Below are 23,097 nucleotides of genomic sequence, written 5' to 3'. Positions count from 1 at the left end.
TATTATAATTTAGTATTGATTTTTAATTAATACGTGGTATAATTAAATTAACAGATCACAAGGAGGACGTTATCTTATGAAAACTGAAAACGCAAAAACAAATCACACGTTAGTTGAGAATTCAATGAACACACAATTATCAAACTGGTTTCTTTTATACTCTAAGCTCCACCGTTTCCATTGGTATGTGAAAGGGCCGCATTTCTTTACATTACATGAAAAATTTGAAGAACTGTATGACCATGCGGCGGAAACACTCGATACCATTGCTGAACGCCTGCTGGCGATCGGCGGCCAGCCTGTTGCCACATTGAAAGAGTACACTGAGCATGCGTCTATCACAGACGGCGGGAACGAAACATCAGCGTCAGACATGGTACAAGCCTTGGTAAAAGACTACAAACAAATCAGCAGCGAATCTAAATTCGTGATCGGCCTGGCTGAAGAGAATCAAGACAATGCGACAGCGGACTTATTTGTCGGATTAATTGATGAAGTTGAAAAACAAGTGTGGATGCTTTCCGCTTACTTAGGATAAAAAAAGCTGAACCCTTTTCGGGTTCAGCTTTTTGATTACTCCTAGCTTGAGCTGCTTTCTGTCTGCTTGGTCAGTGTCACGTTCAAGGTTTTCGTTTTTCCGTTTCGCAGCACTTGAATTGTCGTTTTATCTCCGACTTTCAAGTCTTTGTAAAGGATCTGACGGATATCCGCGCTGCTTTCCACGTCTTTACCGTTTAGTTTGACAATGACATCCTCAGATTTAATACCTGCTTTTGCCGCTGGTGAATTTGCCTGAACTTCTTTTACATAAACACCTTTGCCCAATTGATCTCCAAACAGGCCGAGCGTATTTTCCTGATACGTTTCCGGTACTTGTGACATGTCAATCATTTGCACGCCTAAAAACGGACGATCTACCTTTCCATTTTCCAGCAGACTGTCAACAATCGGCTCGACATCATTGCTCGGGATCGCAAATCCAAGTGACTCTACGCCGCTTTCGCTCACCTTCAAACTGTTGATGCCAATGACCTGGCCGCTTGCATTGATTAATGGGCCTCCGCTGTTCCCCGGATTGATCGCTGCGTCAGTTTGCAGCACGTTCATTTCCACCGTGCCTTGTGTGGTATCCACATCAATCGTCCGGTTCAATCCGCTGATGATGCCTTGTGTCACCGTACCGGAAAACTGCTGTCCGAGCGGATTTCCGATGGCGATTACTTTTTCTCCCGTACGAAGCTGTGAAGAGTCACCGAAGCTCGCCACTTTTTTGATGTTTTTGCCGCTGATTTCCAGAACAGCCAAATCAGTAATGGCGTCGCTGCCGACAAGCTTGGCAGTCTCTGTTTCTCCGTTGTATAACGTGACAGTCAGCTTATTCGCGCCTTCAACGACATGGTTATTTGTAATGATATACGCTTTATTGCTGTCTTTTTTGAAAATAACACCTGACCCGGTTCCGCTTTCACTTTCTGAGCTGGAACCGCCTCCCGTGCCGAAAGTGTTATTTTGCGAGGTTTGGATATTTGAGATTCCGACAATCGTCGGCTCTAAATCCTCTACCATATCCGCGACGTTTGAAGCGTTCGTGATTGGTGTCGTTGTAAAATTATCTGACTGCACCTGTTTATTGGCGGAAGCGGTCTCGGTCGTCTGATCTTGATCCGACGGCAGATAAGGCGCGATCCCGAGCATCAGGCCCCCGCCGATAATCCCGCCTAAAATCGGGCTCAGCCATGCGGCTCTTCGTTTCTTTTCTTTTTTCACAGCCGTTTCTGTCTTTTCCATTTCTAAAGCGGAAGCCGTTTCTTGCCGTCCCGCTTCATACGGAACAGGCGCGTCAAGCAATTCCTGTTCAGGATGGTTAATCTGCTGCCGGTTTTCTGTATCCTGATGTTCTGTATGTGAAGATTCTGTTTGATGTTGATCGTTTTGGTCATCACGTCGATAATCCATGTTCTTACACTCCTTTAACGGTTTTTCATTTATCGTTACATATTCATCGCATGTACAAGTTCAATTGTCCCAATGATGAGGAGAAAAGCAAAGCACCAAAATAGAATATGTTTGATCATCCTGCATCTTCCTCGCTCTTTTTCTTCCTTTCTTCCCTTATACATATCATAAACAAACATTGTGGGATAAAAATGAAAAGAATATGTGAAATTATGAAAATCGCCTGCCGTATGTTAAAACTAGTTTATAATGACGTTGAAAGGATGTGAAGAGCCTTGTCATACACCATTTATCTAGTTGAAGATGAGGATAACCTCAATGAACTGCTGACGAAGTATTTAGAGAATGAGGGCTGGAACATTACATCTTTTACGAAAGGTGAAGACGCCAGAAAGAAAATGACGCCGTCTCCCCATCTGTGGATTCTCGATATCATGCTGCCGGATACCGACGGCTATACATTAATAAAAGAAATCAAAGCGAAAGACCCTGACGTGCCTGTTATTTTTATTTCCGCCCGAGATGCAGATATTGACAGAGTGCTTGGCTTAGAGCTTGGCAGCAACGACTATATTTCAAAGCCATTCCTGCCGCGGGAGCTGATTATACGTGTACAAAAGCTGCTGGAGCTCGTTTATAAGGACGCTCCGCCTATACAAAAACATGAAATCGCCGTCTCCTCGTATCGGGTCTCAGAAGACGCCCGCGAGGTTTATGATGAAAACGGAAATATCATCAATTTGACGGCGAAGGAATTTGATCTGCTGCTGTTATTTATCCATCATAAAGGACACCCATACTCTCGTGAGGATATTCTCGTTAAAGTATGGGGATATGACTACTTTGGAACAGACCGGGTCGTTGATGACCTCGTCCGGAGACTGCGCAAAAAGATGCCTGAATTGAAGGTGGAGACGATTTACGGGTTCGGCTACAGGATGATGACATCATGAAAAACAAGCCGCTCTCGTTTCAAATATGGGTTGTCATATCCGGCATCCTGTTAGCGATATCCATTTTGCTGCTTGTTTTATTTTCAAACACGCTGCGCGATTTCTTCACCAATGAAACGTATACGACGATTGAAAATGAGCAGCATGTTCTGACGGAGTACCGTCTTCCTGGTTCAATTGAAAGACGCTATTACAGCGAGGAAGCCACGGCGCCGACAACCGTCCGCTCCGTGCAGCACGTGCTTTTGCCTGAAAATGAAAAATCTTCTTCAGACAAGGATTTAAGCATTCTGTCGTCTTCGTTTATCCATAAGGTGTACAAGCTGGCCGATAAACAGAAGGACGAAAAGAAACGGTACAGCGCAGACGTCAATGGAGAGAAAGTATTTTTTGTCATCAAAAAGGGGCTTTCCGTCAATGGACAATCAGCTATGATGCTCTCTTACGCGCTTGATTCTTATCGGGACGATTTGGCCTATACCCTATTCAAACAGCTTCTGTTTATTATAGCTGTTGTCATTTTATTAAGCTGGATTCCGGCCATTTGGCTTGCGAAGTATTTATCAAGGCCTCTCGTGTCATTTGAAAAGCACGTCAAACGGATTTCCGAACAGGATTGGGATGACCCAGTGAAAGTGGATCGGAAAGATGAGATCGGCAAATTGGGCCATACCATTGAAGAGATGCGCCAAAAGCTTGTGCAAAAGGACGAAACAGAAAGAACCCTATTGCAAAATATCTCTCACGATTTAAAGACGCCGGTTATGGTCATCAGAGGCTATACGCAATCGATTAAAGATGGGATTTTTCCTAAAGGAGACCTTGAAAATACAGTAGATGTCATTGAAGGCGAAGCCCTTAAGCTGGAGAAAAAAATAAAGGATTTATTATATTTAACGAAGCTGGATTATTTAGCGAAGCAAAAAGTGCAATACGATATGTTCAGTATCGTGGAAGTGACAGAAGAAGTCATTGAAAGACTCAAGTGGGCGCGAAAAGAATTATCGTGGGAAATTAATGTAGCGGAAGACATTCTGATGCCGGGCGATCCGGAGCAATGGAATAAACTTCTCGAGAATATTCTGGAAAATCAAATCCGTTATGCTTCGGCAAAAATAGAAATCAGCATGAAACAAGATGATCGGAATATCGTGATCACCATTAAAAATGACGGTCCGCATATTGAAGATGAGATGCTCTCCAGCCTCTATGAGCCTTTTAATAAGGGGAAGAAAGGCGAATTCGGCATTGGTCTCAGCATCGTAAAACGAATTTTAACTCTTCATCAGGCGTCTATCTCAATTGAAAATGACAAAACGGGTGTAACATACCGAATAGCAGTGCCTAAATAGACTGTAAATGTTTTTTGCAGTCTATTTTTTCATGTGAAAGAATAGCCGTTAAAATCTCTGTACTTTGTTTTGAGCGGCTGTTTACATTGATGAACCCATTTTTTCTCTGACAAAGTTTGCTTTGGATATTTGACTTTTTCCACTTTAATTCCTCTGTTTCGCAAGCGGCTGATCATTTCGTCCAATTCTCTCATTTTAGATTCACCCTTTCGCTTGAGCTTTGACCGTTTGGTCATCTCAATTTATAATATAAATAATACATGATAAAAAAACAAGTTACAATAAGGTTAATTTTATAACAGAAGATGTGACTATATGGTCATATCCTATGCAAGCCTCCGGGCTCCGAAAGGGTGGAACCATTGAAGGAAAAAGAAAAGCTGATTATTGAAACAGCCTTAAAACTATTTGCCCAAAAAGGATACAACTCAACATCAGTTCAGGAAATCGCAAAAGCATGCAAAATATCTAAAGGCGCTTTTTATATTTATTTTCCTTCGAAAGAAGCGCTTCTTCTGTCTATGCTGAATTACTATTACGATAAAACGTTTACCCGAATTTTAAATATACAAACGAAGGGTGACAGCCCCAGAACAGCTTACCGCAAACAGCTGACCGTGCTCTATGAAAACATCCTTGAACACAAGGATTTTATAGGCATGCAGATGAAGGAGGGTTCTCTGCCTTACACAGCAGAAGTGGAGCAATGCGCAAAAAAAGTCCGCCAGTCCTCACTTCAATTTCATATCGACAGCCTGCTGAACATTTACGGAAAAAAGGCAGAACCGTATACTGCAGAGCTTTGTTTCTTAATAGAGGGCATCAGCCAGATTTATCTGGAATGCATGATCCTGCTCGGCCACACTGTGAAGCCTGACCAATTAGCTGATATCATGATGAATAGAATTGATGATATGGTACAAGGCATGTCTGAACGAAACGATAAGCCTTTCGTCACATTGGAAGAGGCAAGCTCTTTATTTGGGCCTCTTACGCACGGACGGCCTGACCCGCTGACTGAATCGATTGTGAAAAGCCTTCGTGACAAAATTAACAGCTTAAACACAAACTCCTCTCTTGAATTATCGGAGAGCTTGGACATACTTGAAGCAGAAATGAAGAAAAAAACACCGAAGCTGGTGATCATAAAAGGGATGATCCATAATCTGACGGAGTCTGAAACCCTCGCCAAAGATGCGGAGCAGCTTAAATATCTATTAAAACAGCAGTATATTTAGAAGAACGGCTGCTTAAACAGCAGCCGTTTTTTTCTTTCTATTACGCCTTTGGTTTTACCATATCTTCCGGCTTAACCATTTCGTTAAATTGCTCCTCTGTCAGCAATTCAAGCTTCAAAGCCGCTTCTTTCAGCGTCAATCCCTCTTTATGGGCGAGCTTGGCGATTTTCGCCGCGTTTTCATATCCGATATGCGGATTCAGCGCCGTAACGAGCATTAATGAATTTGACAGGTTTTCCTGAATGGTTTCTTTGTCAGGCTCAATACCGACAGCACATTTATCATGGAAGGAATTCATGCCGTCACTCAGCAGCTGCACAGACTGCAGGAAGTTGTAAATAATCACAGGCTTAAACACGTTCAGTTCAAAGTTCCCCTGACTCGCCGCAAAGCCGATTGTCGCATCGTTCCCCATGATTTGCGCTGCGATCATTGTCAATGCTTCACTTTGTGTCGGGTTGACTTTACCAGGCATAATGGAGCTGCCCGGTTCATTTTCAGGGATGACAATCTCCCCGATGCCGCAGCGAGGTCCGCTCGCAAGCCATCTGACATCGTTCGCGATTTTCATTAAGTCAGCCGCAAGCGCTTTTAATGCGCCATGTGCATAAGTGATTTCGTCATGGCTTGTCAGCGCGTGGAATTTATTCGGCGAGCTGGTGAACGTTTGGCCGGTCAGTTTTGTGATCTCTTCTGAGACAAGCTCTCCAAACTCTGGGTGAGCGTTGATTCCCGTTCCAACAGCCGTTCCCCCGATTGCAAGCGCACGCATTTTTTCTGTCGCTTCCAACATCATTTCCTTCGAACGATCCAGCATGTAAACCCATCCGCTGATTTCCTGTCCGAGCGTCAGAGGCGTAGCATCCTGAAGGTGCGTGCGCCCGATTTTGACAATATCGTTGTATGCTGTCGCTTTTTCATTCAATGTATTGCGAAGCTGGTCAAGCGCAGGCACAAGCTGCTCGTAAACAGCCAAAACAGCGGCCACATGCATCGCTGTCGGGAATGTGTCGTTGGAGCTTTGGCTGCGGTTCACATCATCATTTGGATGAATCATTTGATCTGAATTCTTTTCTTTTAATAGAGCAGTCGCACGGTTGGCTACCACTTCATTCATGTTCATATTGCTTTGTGTGCCGCTTCCTGTCTGCCATACGACAAGCGGGAAGTTGTCATCATATTTGCCTTTGAGCACATCATCACAAACCGCTGCAATCGCTTCCGCTTTTTCCGCATCCAGATTGCCGAGGCGTTTATTCGCGAGCGCTGTGCTTCGTTTTAATATTGCAAACGCCTTCACAACACGCATCGGCATTTTTTCAAAACCGATCTTGAAGTTCTCCTTGCTTCGCTGTGTTTGGGCGCCCCAGAATTTATCAGCAGGAACTTTTACTTCTCCCATGGTGTCTCGTTCAATTCTGTATTCCATTTATGTATCCCTCCATAACGGTTGCTTCAATAGATGATAATTCGCCAGTGACACAAAAAATCCTTTTTATTTTTCGATCTTGGCTGATTTTAATTTTAATTCAAGATATACACGGGAATCCTTTGAATATTTGTACTTTGGATTCGTCCTGCCGTACTCCTTTGATGTATAGGAGACATCATAATTCTTTTCAAAAGATTTGATGAGCTGTTCGATTTCTTCTTGTTTTCCTGCGAGTCTTACCTGCGCCACTTCGTATCCTCCGCTTTCATAAAAAAACTTCTTCCATGAAATACTGTAACACAGTATATCATTTATTTAACAGGAAAAGATAACCTCTACTAAGGTTTTAGACAAGAGGTGACCTCGTTGGAACAAACAGAGTTTAAGGAATATATACACGATAATTTAGCATTGGTGCTTCCTAAATTAAAAGAAAACGATGATCTCGTAAAAAACAAAAAAATGCTCTCCAACGGGCTTGTTTTTTACTATCTCTATTTTAGTGAACTGAATGATCAGCAGCAGGTTTCAGAATCGATGCAAACCTTAATCAAAGATGAAGAGACCCTCACGCTTGATCAGGTCAAAAAACGTCTTGACCAACTTGACGCAAGACCGGTTAAAACCGCGGAAAAAACGGTCAAGTCTATTCTTAGCGGCAATTGTGCTGTATTTATTAACGGATTGGATCATGTCTATATTCTATCTACAGGAAAGAAAAAAACAAGAAGCCTGGCAGAGCCGACAACTGAAAAAGTGGTTCGCGGACCAAAAGTTGCGTTTGTGGAAGATCTCAATACAAATCTCGCTTTGATCAGACAAAGAACCTCTCATCCGAAATTAACCACTAAAAAAATCATGATCGGCAAAAACGAGATGAAGCCTGCGGCCATTATGTACATTGAAGGCAGAGCAAAAAAGTCCGTCATCAAAGAAGTAAAAGCGCGGCTTAAAAATGTCCAGCTGGAGGATATCCAGGACAGCGGAACGCTTGAGGAGATCATAGAAGATAATAAATATTCGCCGTTTCCGCAGATTCAAAATACGGAAAGACCTGACAAGGTATCGTCTGCCCTATATAACGGCCGGGTGGCCATTTTGGTCGACAGTTCACCATTTGTGCTGCTGGTCCCGGTTTCTCTCGGTGTACTGATGCAATCTCCGGATGACTACTATGAGCGTTGGATCTCAGCATCTCTTATCCGATTGCTGCGTTTCGCTTCTATCTTCATCACCTTGTTTTTGTCATCGATTTATATCGCACTCGTGTCCTTCCACCAAGGGCTGCTGCCGACAGCGCTTGCTGTCACGATTTCGGCAAACAGGGAGAACGTGCCGTTTCCGCCGATATTCGAAGCCCTGCTGATGGAAGTGACGATCGAGCTTCTGAGAGAAGCCGGGCTGCGCCTCCCGAATCCGCTTGGCCAAACGATCGGTCTTGTCGGGGGTGTTGTCATCGGACAGGCGGCTGTAGAGGCGAATCTCGTCAGTTCGATTATGGTCATCGTTGTCAGCGTCATTGCCCTTTCATCATTTACCGTTCCCCAATACGGAATGGGGCTTTCTTTCCGGGTGCTGCGTTTTATTTCGATGTTTTCCGCCGCTATGCTCGGGCTGTACGGGATTATTTTATTTATGCTTGTGATTTATACGCACCTAACGAGACAAACGAGCTTTGGATCTCCGTATTTTTCTCCAAACGGATTCTTCAGTTTGAAAAATACGGATGATTCCATTATCCGTCTCCCAATTAAAAACAAACCAAAAGAGGCGAATAATCCAAATGAGCCAAAAACAGACTCCACTGAAACTTAATACTTTCCAGGGAATTTCAATTATAGCGAATACGATGCTCGGGGCCGGTCTTTTAACATTGCCGCGAGCGCTGACCACTAAGGCGAATACTCCTGACGGCTGGATCGTGCTGATATTAGAAGGTGCCTTTTTTATCTTTTTTATTTATTTAAATACGCTCATTCAAAAAAAACATCATTACCCTTCTCTGTTTGAGTATTTACGGGAAGGATTTGGGAAATGGATTGGCAGCATCATCGGCCTTTTGATTTGCTGTTATTTTATTGGTGTGGCCAGCTTTGAAGCCCGGGCAATGGCCGAAATCGTTAAATTTTTCTTGTTAGAGAGAACGCCGATTCAAATTATTATTATTACGTTTATCTGCTGCGGGGTTTATTTAATGATCGGCGGCCTGAGTGATGTATCACGGCTGTTTCCGTTTTATTTAATGGTTACGATCATTATTTTGCTGATTGTATTCGGTATCAGCTTTAAAATTTTTGATATCAATAATTTGCGTCCTGTACTAGGCGAGGGCTTCGCTCCGATAGCCAATTCACTTACTATCGTTTCCATCTCCTTTTTAGGGGTGGAAATTATGCTTTTTCTTCCTGAGCATATGAAGAAAAGGAAATATACATTCAGATACGCGACGATTGGATTTCTCATTCCGATTACTTTATATATCATTACGTACATCATTGTTGTCGGAGCTTTGACTGTGCCTGAGGTTAAAACGTTAATCTGGCCCACCATTTCTCTCTTTCAGTCCTTTGAGCTAAAAGGCATATTCATTGAACGGTTTGAATCATTTTTACTGATCGTTTGGATCATTCAATTTTTCGCAACCTTCGTCATTTACGGTTATTTCGCTGCAAGCGGGTTAAAAAAGACGTTTGGCTTATCTATCAAAAAAGGATTGATTCTTGTCGGTGCGGTTACCTATTATTTTTCCCTGTGGCCGCGCGACACCAATCAGGTCATGATGTATAGCGATTACCTCGGATACACTTTCGTCTTTCTGTTTTTACTGCCCTTTATACTGTTTTTGATCGTTGCGCTCAAAAGGAGGCTAACAGAAAAATGATAAAAAGCGTTCTAATTGTTTTCGTGTGCACCCTTCTGCTTACCGGCTGCTGGGACAGCAGGAACATTGAGGAATTGAGCCTTATCGTCGGTGAAGGTCTGGACAAACCGAAAGATAAGAATTTGGAGCTGACACAGCAAATTCTTGTTCCTAAAAAAATCAGCACGAAAGAAGGCTCATCCTCAGATCCGACTAAACTCGTATCAACAAAGGGGGAAACCGTTCATCAAATACTGAGGACTTCCGCATTGAAAAACTACCCTACTTTTTCTCAGCATTTGCGTGTTATTCTGCTGTCAAAAGAGTTGCTTGACGGTCATACAGGAATGGACGCGCTCATTAATCAATTTGTCAGAGATAATGGTACAAGAAGGAGCTCGTATATGTTTGTCGCTGACGGCAAAACGAAAGATCTGCTGAAGATGACTGATGAGGGAAATCCAGCATCCAATGTCATTTATGAGCTGACAGAGAATAACAGTGTGACGATCAGAATGATGGATCCCGTTACATTAGGAGAGGTCTCAGCACACTTGACCTCTGACGATACTTTTGCTATTCCTCATGTCGGCAAAGAAAACGGCAAACTTGCGATTACCGGGGCATCCATCATCAAAGATCGATTATGGCATGCGGACCTAACACCGGGCCAGGTGCAAAACATGAACTTATTTACCGGTACAGTCAAAGGCGGTGTCATCGACTTGAAGCATGACGGCTACTTTTTTTCTTACGAGGTCTATTCAAGCAATCGAAAGATCAAGACAGCGTACAAAGATGGAACGTTCAAATTCACTGTCACCCGCAACATCGAAGGCCGGCTGTCTGAAGATTGGAACCCGAAAGAAGATTCATTTAAGGATTCATATATTAAAGAAATTGAAAACATCCTCGCTAAAAGGTTACACAAAACAATCACGGGATTTGTAAACACACTCCAAAAGGATATAAAAGCCGATCCTACCGACTTAGGAAACGAAGTCAGAATCCATTATCCGCACAAGTGGAAAAAGATTTCAACCAAATGGGATGACTATTTTGCAAAGGCTGAAATCGAGTACAAGGTCAATGTGGTGATCAGAGACTTCGGGACAAAAGGAGCGAGCAAATAACAAATGACCTATTTTACGAGGTGATGACGATGCGCGTAAACGGCCGCTTGCGTCCTGTCGCTGACATCGAGCTTTGATAACATATTGGTGATATGGGTTTTGACTGTTTTAATGGTGATAAACAGTTCCTCGCCAATTTCTTTGTTTGTTTTTCCTTCTGCGACCAGGCAGAGAATTTCAAGCTCCCGTTTTGTCAGTGATTCATGCGGGAGCGCGTGTTCACCTGAGTGGCGCAGCCGGGATAATACTTTCCCCGCCACTTTTGATTCCAGCATCGGCTCTCCCTTGTTTGCGGCGCGGATGGCATCGGCGATTTCCGCCGCTTTTGAGGTTTTCAATAGATAGCTGAGCGCGCCCGCTTCAATGACCGGGTACACTTTGTCATCATCAATGAAGCTCGTGAGCACAATAATTTTCGGATCTGGGAGCTCCCGGCAAATTCGCTTTGTGGCTTCAATGCCATCCATGCCCTCCATGACAAGATCCATTAAAATGACATCTGGCGACAGTTCAGCAGCAAGCCGCACGCCTTCGCTGCCATCAGCCGCTTCGCCGATGACTTCAATATCGGGCTGCGCCTCCAAAAAAGCCGCGAGCCCCATTCTGACCATTTCATGATCATCAATCAATAATACTCGAATCACGTTCGTTCTCTCCTTTTTCTTCCGGGAAAATCGGAACCTTCACTTCGATTTGTGTGCCTTTTCCTTCGACTGAGATCACTTCGGCGACCCCGCCGATTTCACTTGCACGTTCTTTCATAGAGTTTAAGCCGTATGAGGATGCTTTCACCTGATTCATTTTAAAGCCTTGTCCATTATCAATGACCTTGAGCCGGAGCTGATTGTTCTTTAAGCCGAGAATCACGGAAACTTTTGAGGCTTTTGAATGCCTAAATACATTTGAAAGAGCCTCCTGCACGATTCTGAACAAATGGTCTTCAACACCCTTGGATATCGGGGTGTCCTGAATATCCCACTCAATATCAAGCGTCTGTTTCTTCCGGAACTCGTCCAAAAGCTCCGTAAGCCCCTCCTTCAGCCCTTTCCCTTCTAAGGTAACAGGCCTTAAATGGAGCAGCAGGGCCCTCATTTCATTTTGGGCTTCCCCCGCCATATGCTCGACCATTTTGATCCGCTTGACTGTTTTACCGTCAGCATCTTTGACGTGTTCCAACACAGCCGATGTCATCATCGATATGGCAAAAAGCTGCTGGCTGACTGCGTCATGAAGATCTCTTGCCAATCGCTGTCGTTCTTCTGAGATGACTGACTTCTTCATTTGCGCCTGCCATTCCGCACGTTCATTGGAAAGTTTCTGCAAGGAAGCGACTTGAAGCTCCACGCGCTTCGCCATTTCATTCAGCTGATCGGCGGCCAGGCCGATTTCATCATCTCCCAGCGGCGGTATTCGATAAGCGAAATTGCCGTTTTCAAAGGTTAAAATCGATTCGACCAAGGTATCAACCCTTGTCTTCATCCGGTTGCCGTACATATACCCTGAGGCAAAGCCAACCGTCACACTGATCAGCAGCAATATCAGGATAAACGGAATTCCAAACCAGCTTGACGACAGTAAAACAAGCGGATCGAGCCGATAATAAACCATCATAAAGGAGATCATGCAGGCAAAAAGGAACAGACTGATACCCGTAGTCATACGGATGGCACGCCACTGGAGACTGGCAAGCAGTTTTTTTCTCATACGTACTTCACATCCACATCACCGATAAATAAGGAAACGGACACTTTGATCCGGCGCTTTGACTCGCTGAAATCGGATGACGCGGCATATACCTTCGTGCTTAATCCGCTTTTCTTCGAGCCGATCAGATTGATATCACCGATAAAAACGACCGAGCTGACAGCCACTTCAAGGTCTGATGGCACATAAATATCAACGTTTCCAATGACTCCGCTAATGACAATTGTACTTTCTCCCTCGGGAATCATCGCTTTAGACAAGTCGATTTTAATATCACCGATAAAACCAGAGATATTGAGATCATTCAGGTCAAACGGCTGCTTCATCATTTGCAGCTCTCCGATAAAAAAGCTGCGCATGTCGGGATGTTTATCATCTTTTGCCGGCTTATGCCGTTCTTTTTTATTGAGATCGACCCGTTTCTCATTCGGTTCGAATATCGGCTTTCCTTTGACAAGCCTGTACCCGGCGTAAATCAGAAATGCGGCAAACGCATAACCGAATAAATTAAAGGTGATGCTAAAGAGGTTTTTCAAAAATAAAAACGCGGCAAAGATGTACATGACGGAGCCGAGCCAATCACGGGAATATTTTTTCAAAAAATAGCCGGCAATCAGAAAAAAGAGCGGCCAAAACAGCAGATCGCCTATTCCGATAATTTGTAAAAACATACTGATGCCGAATAAAGCAATGATCAATCCGAGAAGCTGTTTTTTTGTCATTCCTGGTGTCCGCCTCCTTTCTTCTGCCTGGTGCTACCGTATCACTAGATCCCCGCTGTCCGTTTTGATATCAATTGGATGCCGGCCGCTTCCTTGCGAGCCTGTAATGTGATGATGATCTTTATGTGCTGTATCAGCAAATGAATACGGCGAACTGACGCTCCCGCTCGCTGATTTAGCCTTGACTGTAAAGCTGCCGTTTTCGGGAAGGCTCAGATCAGCATCACCGCTTGTCAGCGTGACAGATACAGGACCTGATACCTTTTTCAGTGCGGCATCTAAGTTTCCTGAAGTCAGCTTCACATCAAGAGAGCCTGATACATCAGCCAGATTCGCGTCTCCTGAAGCTAAATCAATGCCGGCTGTTTTGGAGACCGTATTGGAAATGGTGACATCGCCGGACGATCCATTTACTTTCATGTCTTGAAGGCGGACGTCCGTCACTCTCATATCTCCGCTCGCAGATGCTGCGTTCAGCTCAGTAAGCGCAAGACGCTGATTCCCGTCCACAGATATGTCCCCGCTTGAGGTCCGCACCGTCAGATCACCTTTATAATCATATGGAATCCGGACGACAAGGAAAGAACGGTTAAACCCATTCAAAAATTGAAATTCTTTTTCCTTTGCGGTCAGCTCCAGTTTCCTTTTGCTTTCAGTGACAAATAACTTTCCCGATTTTCCTGAGATACCTGCCGATATGTCATTTCGTTCTTCCGCTATGATCCGGACATTCTTGTGATCCGACTGAATGACCACGCTGTCGATATCCCCCGGCAATGCGCTGGCTGAATCGGCTTCAGTGCCGCTTACGAACCCCAAGCCCGCTGCAAACACGTCTTTTACCACGACGCCGAAAAATATAAGAATACCAGCCATGATCAACAGTTTGCCCAGCATTTTTTTCATTCGATTTCATCCTTCTCATTCATTCTATTATAAAAGAAAAGCCTGTGAATTGATACATGCGGAAGGGAAGGACTTGTCCGCAAATCCTTCCCCGTCACGCTTATTCATTTGCTGCTTGTGATGTCTGATCTTGTTTTTGCAGCGAGAGCGCCCGCATGTTTTCAATCTCCGCTTCCACATCATCTGCGAATTCTTTTCGTGTGAGTTCTGTGCCGGCTTCTGCTGACTTTGAATAATTCGCGCGGATTTCCATTTCCTCAATACGATTTTCAATGCGTAAAAATTCACGATACGCGCTTTCGCTGTCAATCTTGTCAAATGTCGTATTCATATGCTCTTTTGCTTTCGCGGCATTGGCTCGGGCAATCAGCGCTTGTTTTTTATCCTTTACGTCCTGAAGCTTTGTTTCAAGTGCAGCCAGCTGTTCTTTCAGATCCGTCAGCTGACTGTTGGCTTGTTCATAGGACACTTTATGCTCAGCCGCCTTCCCTTCTAAATATTTCATTTCAGTCAGTGCCTTTTTCGCAAGTTCTTCTTCACCTGCGTCAAATGCGAGCTGTGCCTGATTTTTGCGTTTTCCAGCCACCTCAGCTGCTTCTTCATATTTTTTCTTAAATTGATAGGCAATCGTGTGCTGTTTTACAATTGTTTGTTTTGCTTTTGCGATGTCACTTTCCATATCACGGACATATTGATTGAGCATCACCTTTGGGTTCTCCATTTTATCAAGACCTTCATGAACTGACGCAACAAACATGTCTCTGATTCTTTTTAATACCATACCTGATTCCTCCTCATATGCTGATATTATTTTTTCTTCAAAAATTCTTCCCATTCGTCATCAAAGTGAGATTGATAGGCAGCCGAAGCCGGTTCCGGATCAAAAGATGATACACCGTTATCAGCTGATCCGTTTTTCATCAGCTTCCAGCCGTAATACACCATAGCTGCCGCCAGCGCCAGTCCGACGACAAACGGAAGTGAGCAGATGAGCATGATCGCTCCGATACCGCCTACGATCATTCCTGTGATGGTTTTTCCTGCAGCAAACCTTTTGATTCCCGCGTATGTCATCAAGCTCCCGATGGCGAGCGGGATAATAAAGCCGAAGCTTCCTCCTCCAAAAAAGACGGAGATCCCAAATACAATTAATAAGAATCCGCCTATTGTTCTCTTGTTTATCTTCATGCAGATCCTCCTTTCGTTTTCCTTGTCTTCATCTTAAACAAATTAGCATTTGCGCAAAACGAATCAGAGATTGATTTTGATATAAGACCGGAGTCGTATCTCGTGCCAGACCTATGGACACAAAAAAACGCCATGCACGAGGCATGGCGTTTCAAAACCCTTTACAGATGAACACTTGCTTCCCTTTCTTTGACCAGGTCGGCCTGTTCTGCTTTGGCCAGCTTTGTAAAAAGCAAAATGCCGATACCCGCAATAATTTCAACAACCCCTCCAACAGCGATTACAGGTCCTGAACCAAAGGCGTTTGCAGCATACCCGCAAATGACAGCTCCGGCAGGTATGGAAATATTTGAGATCATATGTATAACGGCGTAGACCTGCGGCTGATCCTCACTATCCACAGATGTCTGGATAATCGTGTACTCAGGAACATTTACAGCACTGACTGCGGCGCCAAAGGTAAACGCAGCGAGAAAGACGAGCGGCAAAAAGGTATTCATCCCGGTAATAAAGAAAGCAAATCCTTCAATAATGCCGGCAGTTACGAATAGCAGACCGTACCTGTTTACTTTGACTTTCGCCAGCACAAATCCCAATAAAAACGCGCCTGCGGCGGTAGTGGCCTTTAAAAGCGAGTAAACGATCGGCTGACCGTTTAAATCTTCCGCAACGTAAACGGCTGAGAGCGCTTCCCAAGGGGCAGCCGCGAAATTCATAAAGATACAGTAAATGGCGAGCGGATATAAAATCTGATGTTTTCTGACGAGTGTAAACCCGCGTTTCAGCCTGCCCATATATGTGCCTCTCTGCGTAACGGCAGCAGACTCTGATTGAGATTCAACCGCAGTATATTTAATGAAAAGGACGAGAAAGCCAGAAACCAAATAGAGAACAAGTGCGATAAGCATTGTATAAGAAGGGCTGATAAATGTAAGAAAAGCGCCGCATAACGTGACAGCTCCGAGCCGGACAATTTGAGCCGAGGACTGCAGCACAGCGTTTGCTTTTTGAATGCCCTGTTCATTTACAATTTGGGGAATTAAAGCTATGGAGGCGGGATTGTAGGCAGCCCCTGTAGCAGAATGCACAATCATAAGCGACATGACAAACCACAGCGGAGAAAAGCCCGCAAAATGACAAAGAGGAATAATCAAGACAACCACTGCCCTAGTCAGGTCTGAAAAGTACATCCAAAATTTCAGCGTGTTCTGCTTCATGAAAGGGCCCGTCACAGGCGCCAGCACAGCTTCCGGCAAAAAAGTGACAGCAATCAATAATGCAGTGCCGATCGCGCCTTTGCCGTCATAAATTAAAAACCATAATATCGAATTAAATGCGAACATATCGCCGGATATCTTGACTATTCTTGAGAAAAAAAGATAATTAAAATTTCTCTTCCAGATGCTATCACTTTCAATTAAATTCACCATCTATCAGAGCCCCCTACTGCCTATTTTTTACATCTATTTGTTTCAATATCTCACTTTTCCATTTTTCAGTCAATAATTCATAAGGTTCATTTTTTGTCGTAAAATGGGTAATTGACAGAATGAAAAACAAAAAAGCCGGCATGTATGGAAACACGCCGGCTTTCATTTTCTCTTTTTATGATTCGCTGCTGTTTCGGTCCCGAAACACAATAGCACTTCTTTCATATTCTACATCGGCAATGCCGCTTCTCACATTCACTACCCGTGCGGCGGCAAAAAAATAATCAGACAGACGATTGAGATAACGCAGCACTGTTTCATGGATCTCCTCCGATTTCATCAGCGCCGCCACTCTGCGTTCCGCCCGCCTTGTAATGGTGCGCGCCGCATGGAGAAGCGAAGCGCCCTTCGATCCGCCCGGAAGAATAAATTTCTTCAATTCTGGCGCTTCTGCTGTATAGGCATCAATGCGCGTTTCTAAAAAGGAAACGGATTCTTCCTTTAGTGTATAGTCTTTTCTTTTTGTGACGATTGCCAAATCGCCTCCGCAGTCAAACAGCTCATGCTGGATGGTGAGCAGCTCGGCTGTCACATCTTCAAAGCCGGGCTGCCCGGAAAGCTCTGCCAAAGTAAGACCGACAAAGCTGTTCAGTTCGTCAATCGTGCCGTAGCTTTCGACGCGAAGGCTGTCCTTGTCCGTTCTGCCTCCGACTAGGCTCGTTTGTCCCTTATCGCCTGTTTTTGTATATAGTTTCATGCAATATGTCTCCTTTACAGACTTATTCAAACAGCTCTGCCGCTTCTTTTACACATTCAGCTGTTCCGATCTGTATCAATTGGTCGAGCCGCTTATCTATGTTTTCAGATTGACGAGCTTGTGTCGCAGCGATGAGAATATCCCCCTCTGCCCGTCTGTCCCCTAACACTTTCACCCGTTCTGCTTCGGCAGCCATAAGAGCTTTGACAAAGAATTGATCTGCCGCATAGCCGTTGATCAAAATCCATATCGAAAAGCCGGACATGACGCATATCGTAATGGAAAGTTCTCTATCTTCATACGTTCGATACACGAAACGGTCAAGCCTTCCCGAAGAAGCCATCGCACAAGTTTCCGCCAGCTGAAAACCGCTTTCTGCTAGGTAGGCCGTAAGCCCTTCTATATGGTCTGTCTGAACCGGCAGCAGTTTATGGATCAGCGTCCTGCTCCATGAAAACCCTGCACCGACAGGCGCGGAGGACAGGGTACGAAGCGGAATTTCTGTCTGCAGAAGAATGTCATCGCACCCCGCTTGGAGCAAAGCTTCAAATGGGATAGGTTTATGATTCACGCTGTTTTGTTCAGGCTGAATCGCAATCATCGGTTTAGGTGAGCTGTGATGGACCAATGTGGTGACATCTGTATTGTACACGGCCTTTATGTGATGTTCTGTGACAGCATATTCCGGTTTTTGCTTAGGTACGGCTGTACCGTTTTTCATAAACAAGAGCTCATCACAGTACAGGCTCGCGGTGTTCAGATCATGAAAAACGCTGACAGCCGCCAATCCATTTTCTCTTGTCAGGCGTTTGATGAGATCAAGCAGGTCTTTTTGATAAGCCAGGTCGAGAAAATTTGTCGGCTCGTCCAGAAATAAAATGCGCGGCTGCTGCGCCAAAGCTTGGGCCAAATACACCCGCTGCTGTTCCCCTCCGCTTAGATCACGGATCGATTTTTGTGCAAAAGCGGCCACTCCTGTTTGCTCCATTGCTTCCTGTACAATGGCTTCATCCTTGTCAGTCTGCTGTCTGAACAGCCCTGTTTGAAATGGATATCTGCCGAAGGCTACAGTTTCTTTGACGGTAAAGGTAAAGGCTTGATCCGTTTTTTGCGGCAGGACGGCCATCATTTGCGCCAGTTCCTTCGGTTTATAGTCAGCCAGCGGTTTGCCAGCCAGATAAACGCTGCCCTCCTTGGCCCGCAGCGTACCTGTCAGCAAGTTCAAAAGCGTAGTTTTTCCGCTTCCATTAGGGCCGAGAATACCGAGAAATTCACCCTTCTCCACTGTTAAGCTGACATTGTCGATCAGCTCGGTGTCTCCATAGCCCCCCGACAGCCCTTCTGCTTTTATCATAAGCTCCTCCCCCCGCGGTGCTGCCGAATTAAAATAAGGGCGAAAACAGGCGCCCCCGCCAGGGACGTAATGATCCCAATCGGCAGTTCAACCGGCTCGATGATCGTTCTGGAAAGCAGATCGGCCAAAACGAGAAAACCTGCTCCGAGCAAAGCGGACAGCGGCAGTAAATGCCGATGGTCCGTGCCCCACAAAAGCCTTGTGATATGCGGAATGACAAGACCGACAAAGCCGATCGTGCCGGATACAGCCACAGCGCTTCCCGTCAAAAAAGAGCCCGCTATTAAAATCAGCATTTTTCTCCGCTGAACACTGACCCCGAGAAGCTTTGCTTTGTCTTCTCCATATGTCATCACGTTCAGCTCTCTTCCGTTAATGATCAGTAAAATGGTTCCCAAAAGAAAAAACGGGAGGAACAGAACAACATAGCCCCAGCCTCTCATCGAGACGCTGCCTAGCAGCCAATGCACAATCGGCAGCAGGTTGTCTCCTGTCAGGGCAATGATAAGAGAAATAAACGCGCCCAAAAATGAGTTGATGATGACACCGGTCAAAATGAGGGTGGAGACAGACATCGAAGCATGAACGAGGCGGCTGAAGGAAAGAACCGCCGCAATCGTGGCAAGTGCCGCGGCCACACTCACAACCGGGAGTGTAAACCCTCCGATGACAGGCAGCTGCAGGCCGAAGAACAGGGTCACAACCGCTCCGACTGAAGCACCGGATGAAACACCGAGCGTGTAGGGATCAGCAAGCGGATTTTTCAACAACCCCTGAAAAGCAGCCCCCGCGATAGAAAGAGCCGCCCCCACAAGGGCGGCCAGCACAACTCTCGGCAGTCTGATATTCATCATAATATTTGTGTACATCGGGTCATCAGGGCCGATAGAGCCGCCGAAGCCTTCATGCCAGAAGACACGAAGGATAGCGGGAATAGGGATTTGCAGGCTGCCGCAAGAAATTCCCAAGATGATGCTCAGGGCTAAAAATGAAAAACCGATGACATATGCGGCAAAACGATTATTCCTTAAACGTATCCGGATAAATGCTTTCCGCAAGTTCTTCGACCCCTTCGATCAGACGGGGACCGGAACGTGTCACGAGATCAGGATCCACATCATACACGCGATGATGTTTCACAGCATTGATTTCGCTCCAGCCAGTGCGTTTTTCCACTGCTTTCGCTTTCACTCCGTCTGTTGTAACGATAGCATCAGGATTGAGTTTTACGATCGCCTCGTCTGTCATTTGCACCCAGCCTGTTTGGTCTGCTGCTGCGTTTTTAGCATGGATGACATTGAGCATTTCATTCATAAACGTGTCTTTTCCGGTTGTGTAAATGTCGGGAGCAGGAGAAACCTCGATAAATACGCTTTTCTCCTCGTCTTTTGAAATGGTTTTCGCTTTTTCTTGAATATCCTGCAAATCTGATTTCATGCTTTTCACGAGCTGGTCAGCTTTTTTCTCTGTCCCGGCAGCTTCTCCGATCATTTCAATTGATTTGTAGACCTCGGAAAATGATTGCGCATCATTGACAGTCAGCACGGTTATGCCCGCGTCCTTCAGCTGTTTAATGGCATCCGCTGACGCTGACATGGAAGACTCATGGGCAAGAACGAGATCTGGCTTTAGAGAAATGACTTTCTCAACGTTCACATTCATATCTCCGACCTTCTCAACCTTTTTGACTTCCTTTGGATATGTATCGTTTGTGGTGACACCGACCACTTTTTCACCAAGACCGAGAGCGTATGTGATTTCTGTGTTGCTCGGCATTAATGAAACAATCGTTTCCGGCTCCTTTTTGATGGTCACATCTTGCTTTGACGCATCATCAATGGTGACAGGAAACGCTTCCGTCTTTTGTTTTGCCTTGGAATCCTTCTGATCTGCCGTATTGCCGCAGCCTGCTATCATAACGGCAGCCAGCAGAAGCGCAGTCCATATTCCGGCTAGTTTTTTCATCATCTTTCCTCCTAAGTGAACTAAAAAAAGCATCTCTACGATGGTAAAGATGCTGTAAACAACACAAAAAAGCCTATTGTTTACACATCATCTGTCCTCGCAGATTTCGTGCTGATCAAACAGGCAGGTATCCTGGCTCTTGGCGCTATGGCCAATTACAGTGGCGGGACCGCACCGGCTTTTACCGGTTTCCCTATTAAGCCGGCTGTTGTTCACGGACCGGCACCTATTTGACATTCGTATCCTTTTTTCGGAGTAATTATACTATATGACTGATAGGCTTGTATATGTGTCCTGAATGACTTTTCCCCGCTATGTGTATGGGAGCAAAATCCTCGTAAACACTAAATTTGTTCTTGTATACTTTATACCATCATCAATGAAAAGGAATGATCTTATGGATTTACAGCTAAAAGACAAACTTGTCATCATCACCGGCTCGACGTCCGGCATCGGGAAAGCCGCGGCAAAAAGCTTTCTGCAAGAGGGTGCGGCAGTCATTGTCAACGGACGCAAACAGGAGACTGTCAATCGCACGGTTGAAGAGCTTTCTGGCTACGGAACGGTGCATGGCGCGGCTGCTGATTTGTCAAAAACAGATGAAGCAGCGGCTTTTATTGAAAAAGTAAATGAAATCGGTGATGTCGATATCCTTGTCAACAACCTTGGTTTCTTCGAAGTAAAAGACTTTGCGGATGTGACAGATGAAGAGTGGAATCAATATTTTGAAGTGAACGTGATGAGCGCGGTTCGGACAAGCCGCCACTTCCTTCCAAAAATGCTTGCCAAAAACAGCGGCCGCATTTTAAATATCGCAAGTGAAGCAGGCATCAAACCGCTTCCAACGATGATTCCGTACTCAATGACAAAAACGGCGCTGATCAGCCTTTCAAGAGGAATGGCTGAAATGACCAAAGGCACGAATGTGACGGTCAACTCAGTGCTTCCGGGACCTACTTGGACAGAGGGCGTAGCATCCTACATGGAGGGCGCCGCACAGGCAGCCGGCCAGGATACAGATACATTCATCAAAGACTATTTCAAAGTCAATGAGCCGACTTCTCTTATTCAGCGATACGCGACAGCAGAAGAAGTCGCCAACACGATCGTATTTCTTGCATCTGGCGCCGCATCCGCCATTAACGGTACGGCACAGCGTGTAGAAGGCGGCATTATCCGTTCTCTCTAATATGCAAAAAACGCATCCATGTTTCGGATGCGTTTTTTTATACGTCTCCAGCGAATGGAACGGACTGGTATCCGCCTGTTTCCAGTTTTGCTGAAAACAGTCCTCCCGCGTGAGGCTGCTCGTATCTTTCTGTTTCTGTCATTTGTTCCGTTGCCGTTGTGATGTAAAGGGTTTTTAAGTCTCTGCCGCCGAACGCGCAGCACGTGACATATTTAGCCGGAACGGTGATTGAACCGATTTCTTTCTTCTGAAACGGGTCAATGTGAACAACGCGGCTGCCGCCAAACAGCGCCACCCACAGCATGCCGTTTTGGTCGATTGTCATGCCGTCCGGCAATCCTTCTGATTGATCAAAACGATAGACAGGTTCTGGATTCGAGACATTTCCGCTTTCAGGATCAAACCTGTAGCGAACAATTTCCTGAGTCGGCGTGTCGATGTAATACATTAAATTCCGCTCGCGGTCCCAATCCAAACCGTTCGAGGTGGAGACTTGATCTTTGATTTTGACGAGACTGCCGTCTTGATCCAAACGGTATAGCGAGGCCCGTTTTTGTTCGCCTTCCATGCTCGTCGTCCCCGCCCAAAGCCTTCCGCACGGATCACATTTCGCGTCATTAAAACGCAGGCTCTCATCCATATCGTTCGGCTGTTTGATCTTTTCCAAGCTGTCATCCTGAAGATGATACAGGTAAAATCCATCTTTCATCGTCATCATCAGTTCATCCTTGGAATATTTCGCAAGCGCCGTCACAAAGGACTTGAATTTGATCGACCGGTTGATTTTTTCTTCAGAGTCGAAGATGTGGAGCTCGCTCCCTAAGATATCAACCCAATATAAACGGCCGTTTTCTTCATCCCATAGCGGGCCTTCACCAATGACTGCCCGAGTGTCCGCTTCCAATACTGCATCCATGTGTTACACCTCTTTAGCTTAAGACTATATATTGTTATTCCC

At 45.2% G+C, this 23,097-nt stretch carries 24 protein-coding genes and 1 riboswitch; of the genes, 8 read left to right on the top strand and 16 right to left on the bottom strand.

What is annotated here, in order from left to right; all coding sequences use genetic code 11:
• Positions 1–76 precede the first annotated feature (76 nt).
• Positions 77–538, top strand: coding sequence for a metalloregulation DNA-binding stress protein MgrA (gene mrgA, locus JMN17_RS10960; RefSeq protein WP_202328060.1), 462 nt, complete (start codon positions 77–79; stop codon positions 536–538).
• 41 nt (positions 539–579) lie between these two features.
• On the opposite strand, the gene htrB is transcribed toward mrgA, so the two are convergent.
• Positions 580–1,956 carry a serine protease Do-like protein HtrB gene (gene htrB, locus JMN17_RS10955; RefSeq protein ID WP_087991092.1) on the bottom strand — a complete coding sequence of 459 codons (1,377 nt, stop codon included), beginning with the start codon at positions 1,954–1,956 and terminating at the stop codon, positions 580–582.
• Positions 1,957–2,231: 275 nt separating this feature from the next.
• On the opposite strand from htrB, the gene cssR reads away from it, so the two are divergent.
• On the top strand, positions 2,232–2,909 hold the full coding sequence (gene cssR / locus JMN17_RS10950) for a secretion stress-responsive two-component system response regulator CssR (RefSeq protein ID WP_087991093.1): 678 nt from the start codon (positions 2,232–2,234) through the stop codon (positions 2,907–2,909).
• Complete coding sequence (gene cssS, locus JMN17_RS10945; RefSeq protein WP_202328059.1) at positions 2,906–4,261, top strand: secretion stress-responsive two-component system sensor histidine kinase CssS; 1,356 nt, start codon at positions 2,906–2,908, stop codon at positions 4,259–4,261. The genes cssR and cssS overlap by 4 nt, the downstream gene beginning before the upstream one ends.
• A 29-nt stretch (positions 4,262–4,290) precedes the next feature.
• Here cssS and spxO read toward each other — a convergent pair whose 3' ends face one another.
• Entirely contained in the window at positions 4,291–4,455 is a 165-nt protein-coding gene (spxO, locus tag JMN17_RS10940) for an anti-adapter protein SpxO (protein ID WP_087991095.1), read from the bottom strand.
• A 168-nt stretch (positions 4,456–4,623) separates the two neighbouring features.
• Here spxO and JMN17_RS10935 point away from each other — a divergent pair, with 168 nt between their 5' ends.
• Positions 4,624–5,499, top strand: coding sequence for a TetR/AcrR family transcriptional regulator (locus JMN17_RS10935; protein WP_087991096.1), 876 nt, complete (start codon positions 4,624–4,626; stop codon positions 5,497–5,499).
• Between the two features lie 40 nt (positions 5,500–5,539).
• Here JMN17_RS10935 and fumC read toward each other — a convergent pair whose 3' ends face one another.
• Together fumC and JMN17_RS10925 are read right to left on the bottom strand one after the other, a co-directional pair.
• The gene (fumC, locus tag JMN17_RS10930; protein WP_202328058.1) at positions 5,540–6,928 is read right to left on the bottom strand and encodes a class II fumarate hydratase; all 1,389 of its coding nucleotides are present in this window, start codon (positions 6,926–6,928) and stop codon (positions 5,540–5,542) included.
• A 66-nt stretch (positions 6,929–6,994) separates the two neighbouring features.
• Positions 6,995–7,180 (bottom strand): YvzF family protein, encoded by a 186-nt coding sequence (locus JMN17_RS10925; protein ID WP_087991098.1) that lies wholly within the window; start codon positions 7,178–7,180, stop codon positions 6,995–6,997.
• 117 nt (positions 7,181–7,297) lie between these two features.
• Between JMN17_RS10925 and JMN17_RS10920 the strand changes: the two genes are divergently transcribed.
• Genes JMN17_RS10920 through JMN17_RS10910 form a run of 3 tightly spaced genes read left to right on the top strand, consistent with a single transcriptional unit; the run spans position 7,298 to position 10,924 of the window.
• Complete coding sequence (locus JMN17_RS10920) at positions 7,298–8,746, top strand: spore germination protein (RefSeq protein ID WP_087991099.1); 1,449 nt, start codon at positions 7,298–7,300, stop codon at positions 8,744–8,746.
• A complete protein-coding gene (locus tag JMN17_RS10915) occupies positions 8,715–9,812 on the top strand; it encodes a spore germination protein (RefSeq protein ID WP_202328057.1) in 1,098 nt (365 codons plus the stop codon). The genes JMN17_RS10920 and JMN17_RS10915 overlap by 32 nt, the downstream gene beginning before the upstream one ends.
• On the top strand, positions 9,809–10,924 hold the full coding sequence (locus tag JMN17_RS10910) for a Ger(x)C family spore germination protein (RefSeq protein ID WP_202328056.1): 1,116 nt from the start codon (positions 9,809–9,811) through the stop codon (positions 10,922–10,924). Before JMN17_RS10915 ends, JMN17_RS10910 begins: the two co-directional genes overlap by 4 nt.
• Before the next feature lie 8 nt (positions 10,925–10,932).
• Here the strand turns inward: JMN17_RS10910 and liaR are convergent, their stop codons facing one another.
• From liaR to JMN17_RS10855, 11 genes are all read right to left on the bottom strand, one after another.
• Positions 10,933–11,568: a two-component system response regulator LiaR gene (liaR, locus tag JMN17_RS10905; protein WP_202328055.1), complete on the bottom strand. Its 636-nt coding sequence runs from the start codon at positions 11,566–11,568 to the stop codon at positions 10,933–10,935.
• On the bottom strand, positions 11,546–12,628 hold the full coding sequence (gene liaS, locus JMN17_RS10900; RefSeq protein ID WP_202328054.1) for a two-component system sensor histidine kinase LiaS: 1,083 nt from the start codon (positions 12,626–12,628) through the stop codon (positions 11,546–11,548). Before liaS ends, liaR begins: the two co-directional genes overlap by 23 nt.
• Positions 12,625–13,350, bottom strand: a complete 726-nt coding sequence (liaF, locus tag JMN17_RS10895; protein ID WP_202328053.1) for a LiaRS two-component regulatory system accessory protein LiaF — start codon at positions 13,348–13,350, stop codon at positions 12,625–12,627. The genes liaS and liaF overlap by 4 nt, the downstream gene beginning before the upstream one ends.
• 33 nt (positions 13,351–13,383) lie before the next feature.
• Entirely contained in the window at positions 13,384–14,256 is an 873-nt protein-coding gene (gene liaG / locus JMN17_RS10890) for a LiaG family protein (RefSeq protein ID WP_202328052.1), read from the bottom strand.
• A gap of 100 nt (positions 14,257–14,356) precedes the next feature.
• Positions 14,357–15,037 (bottom strand): stress responsive protein LiaH, encoded by a 681-nt coding sequence (liaH, locus tag JMN17_RS10885; RefSeq protein WP_087991106.1) that lies wholly within the window; start codon positions 15,035–15,037, stop codon positions 14,357–14,359.
• 26 nt (positions 15,038–15,063) lie between these two features.
• Positions 15,064–15,444, bottom strand: a complete 381-nt coding sequence (liaI, locus tag JMN17_RS10880; protein WP_202328051.1) for a cell envelope stress-induced membrane anchor protein LiaI — start codon at positions 15,442–15,444, stop codon at positions 15,064–15,066.
• Between the two features lie 161 nt (positions 15,445–15,605).
• The gene (locus tag JMN17_RS10875) at positions 15,606–16,874 is read right to left on the bottom strand and encodes an MFS transporter (RefSeq protein WP_202328050.1); all 1,269 of its coding nucleotides are present in this window, start codon (positions 16,872–16,874) and stop codon (positions 15,606–15,608) included.
• A gap of 175 nt (positions 16,875–17,049) precedes the next feature.
• Entirely contained in the window at positions 17,050–17,631 is a 582-nt protein-coding gene (locus JMN17_RS10870) for a cob(I)yrinic acid a,c-diamide adenosyltransferase (protein WP_202328049.1), read from the bottom strand.
• Positions 17,632–17,653: 22 nt separating this feature from the next.
• Entirely contained in the window at positions 17,654–18,982 is a 1,329-nt protein-coding gene (locus tag JMN17_RS10865) for an ABC transporter ATP-binding protein (RefSeq protein WP_202328235.1), read from the bottom strand.
• Complete coding sequence (locus JMN17_RS10860; RefSeq protein ID WP_202328048.1) at positions 18,982–20,043, bottom strand: FecCD family ABC transporter permease; 1,062 nt, start codon at positions 20,041–20,043, stop codon at positions 18,982–18,984. The genes JMN17_RS10865 and JMN17_RS10860 overlap by 1 nt, the downstream gene beginning before the upstream one ends.
• The gene (locus tag JMN17_RS10855; RefSeq protein WP_202328047.1) at positions 20,006–20,950 is read right to left on the bottom strand and encodes an ABC transporter substrate-binding protein; all 945 of its coding nucleotides are present in this window, start codon (positions 20,948–20,950) and stop codon (positions 20,006–20,008) included. Before JMN17_RS10855 ends, JMN17_RS10860 begins: the two co-directional genes overlap by 38 nt.
• Before the next feature lie 105 nt (positions 20,951–21,055).
• Positions 21,056–21,195, bottom strand: a riboswitch (cobalamin riboswitch).
• Between the two features lie 152 nt (positions 21,196–21,347).
• Here JMN17_RS10855 and JMN17_RS10850 point away from each other — a divergent pair.
• Positions 21,348–22,139 carry an SDR family NAD(P)-dependent oxidoreductase gene (locus tag JMN17_RS10850; RefSeq protein WP_087991112.1) on the top strand — a complete coding sequence of 264 codons (792 nt, stop codon included), beginning with the start codon at positions 21,348–21,350 and terminating at the stop codon, positions 22,137–22,139.
• 37 nt (positions 22,140–22,176) lie between these two features.
• Here JMN17_RS10850 and JMN17_RS10845 read toward each other — a convergent pair whose 3' ends face one another.
• Positions 22,177–23,055 (bottom strand): SMP-30/gluconolactonase/LRE family protein, encoded by an 879-nt coding sequence (locus tag JMN17_RS10845; RefSeq protein WP_202328046.1) that lies wholly within the window; start codon positions 23,053–23,055, stop codon positions 22,177–22,179.
• Positions 23,056–23,097 lie beyond the last annotated feature (42 nt).

The sequence above is a fragment of the Bacillus sp. RHFS10 genome, from assembly GCF_016757475.1.
GTDB lineage: Bacteria > Bacillota > Bacilli > Bacillales > Bacillaceae > Bacillus > Bacillus subtilis_G.
Note: the sequence above shows the minus strand (reverse complement) of the source record. Positions and strands in the feature narration are given on the sequence as shown.

What these genes read in the sequence shown, in the direction of transcription:
- JMN17_RS10855 (WP_202328047.1), bottom strand. Translation starts at nt 20,950, where the DNA reads ATGAAAAAACTAGCCGGAATATGGACTGCGCTTCTGCTGGCTGCCGTT.
- htrB (WP_087991092.1), bottom strand. Translation starts at nt 1,956, where the DNA reads ATGGATTATCGACGTGATGACCAAAACGATCAACATCAAACAGAATCT.
- spxO (WP_087991095.1), bottom strand. Translation starts at nt 4,455, where the DNA reads ATGAGAGAATTGGACGAAATGATCAGCCGCTTGCGAAACAGAGGAATT.
- cssS (WP_202328059.1), top strand. Translation starts at nt 2,906, where the DNA reads ATGAAAAACAAGCCGCTCTCGTTTCAAATATGGGTTGTCATATCCGGC.
- JMN17_RS10875 (WP_202328050.1), bottom strand. Translation starts at nt 16,874, where the DNA reads ATGGTGAATTTAATTGAAAGTGATAGCATCTGGAAGAGAAATTTTAAT.
- liaF (WP_202328053.1), bottom strand. Translation starts at nt 13,350, where the DNA reads ATGACAAAAAAACAGCTTCTCGGATTGATCATTGCTTTATTCGGCATC.
- JMN17_RS10845 (WP_202328046.1), bottom strand. Translation starts at nt 23,055, where the DNA reads ATGGATGCAGTATTGGAAGCGGACACTCGGGCAGTCATTGGTGAAGGC.
- JMN17_RS10850 (WP_087991112.1), top strand. Translation starts at nt 21,348, where the DNA reads ATGGATTTACAGCTAAAAGACAAACTTGTCATCATCACCGGCTCGACG.
- liaS (WP_202328054.1), bottom strand. Translation starts at nt 12,628, where the DNA reads ATGAGAAAAAAACTGCTTGCCAGTCTCCAGTGGCGTGCCATCCGTATG.
- liaI (WP_202328051.1), bottom strand. Translation starts at nt 15,444, where the DNA reads ATGAAGATAAACAAGAGAACAATAGGCGGATTCTTATTAATTGTATTT.
- liaG (WP_202328052.1), bottom strand. Translation starts at nt 14,256, where the DNA reads ATGAAAAAAATGCTGGGCAAACTGTTGATCATGGCTGGTATTCTTATA.
- liaH (WP_087991106.1), bottom strand. Translation starts at nt 15,037, where the DNA reads ATGGTATTAAAAAGAATCAGAGACATGTTTGTTGCGTCAGTTCATGAA.
- JMN17_RS10870 (WP_202328049.1), bottom strand. Translation starts at nt 17,631, where the DNA reads ATGAAACTATATACAAAAACAGGCGATAAGGGACAAACGAGCCTAGTC.
- JMN17_RS10915 (WP_202328057.1), top strand. Translation starts at nt 8,715, where the DNA reads ATGAGCCAAAAACAGACTCCACTGAAACTTAATACTTTCCAGGGAATT.
- fumC (WP_202328058.1), bottom strand. Translation starts at nt 6,928, where the DNA reads ATGGAATACAGAATTGAACGAGACACCATGGGAGAAGTAAAAGTTCCT.
- JMN17_RS10910 (WP_202328056.1), top strand. Translation starts at nt 9,809, where the DNA reads ATGATAAAAAGCGTTCTAATTGTTTTCGTGTGCACCCTTCTGCTTACC.
- mrgA (WP_202328060.1), top strand. Translation starts at nt 77, where the DNA reads ATGAAAACTGAAAACGCAAAAACAAATCACACGTTAGTTGAGAATTCA.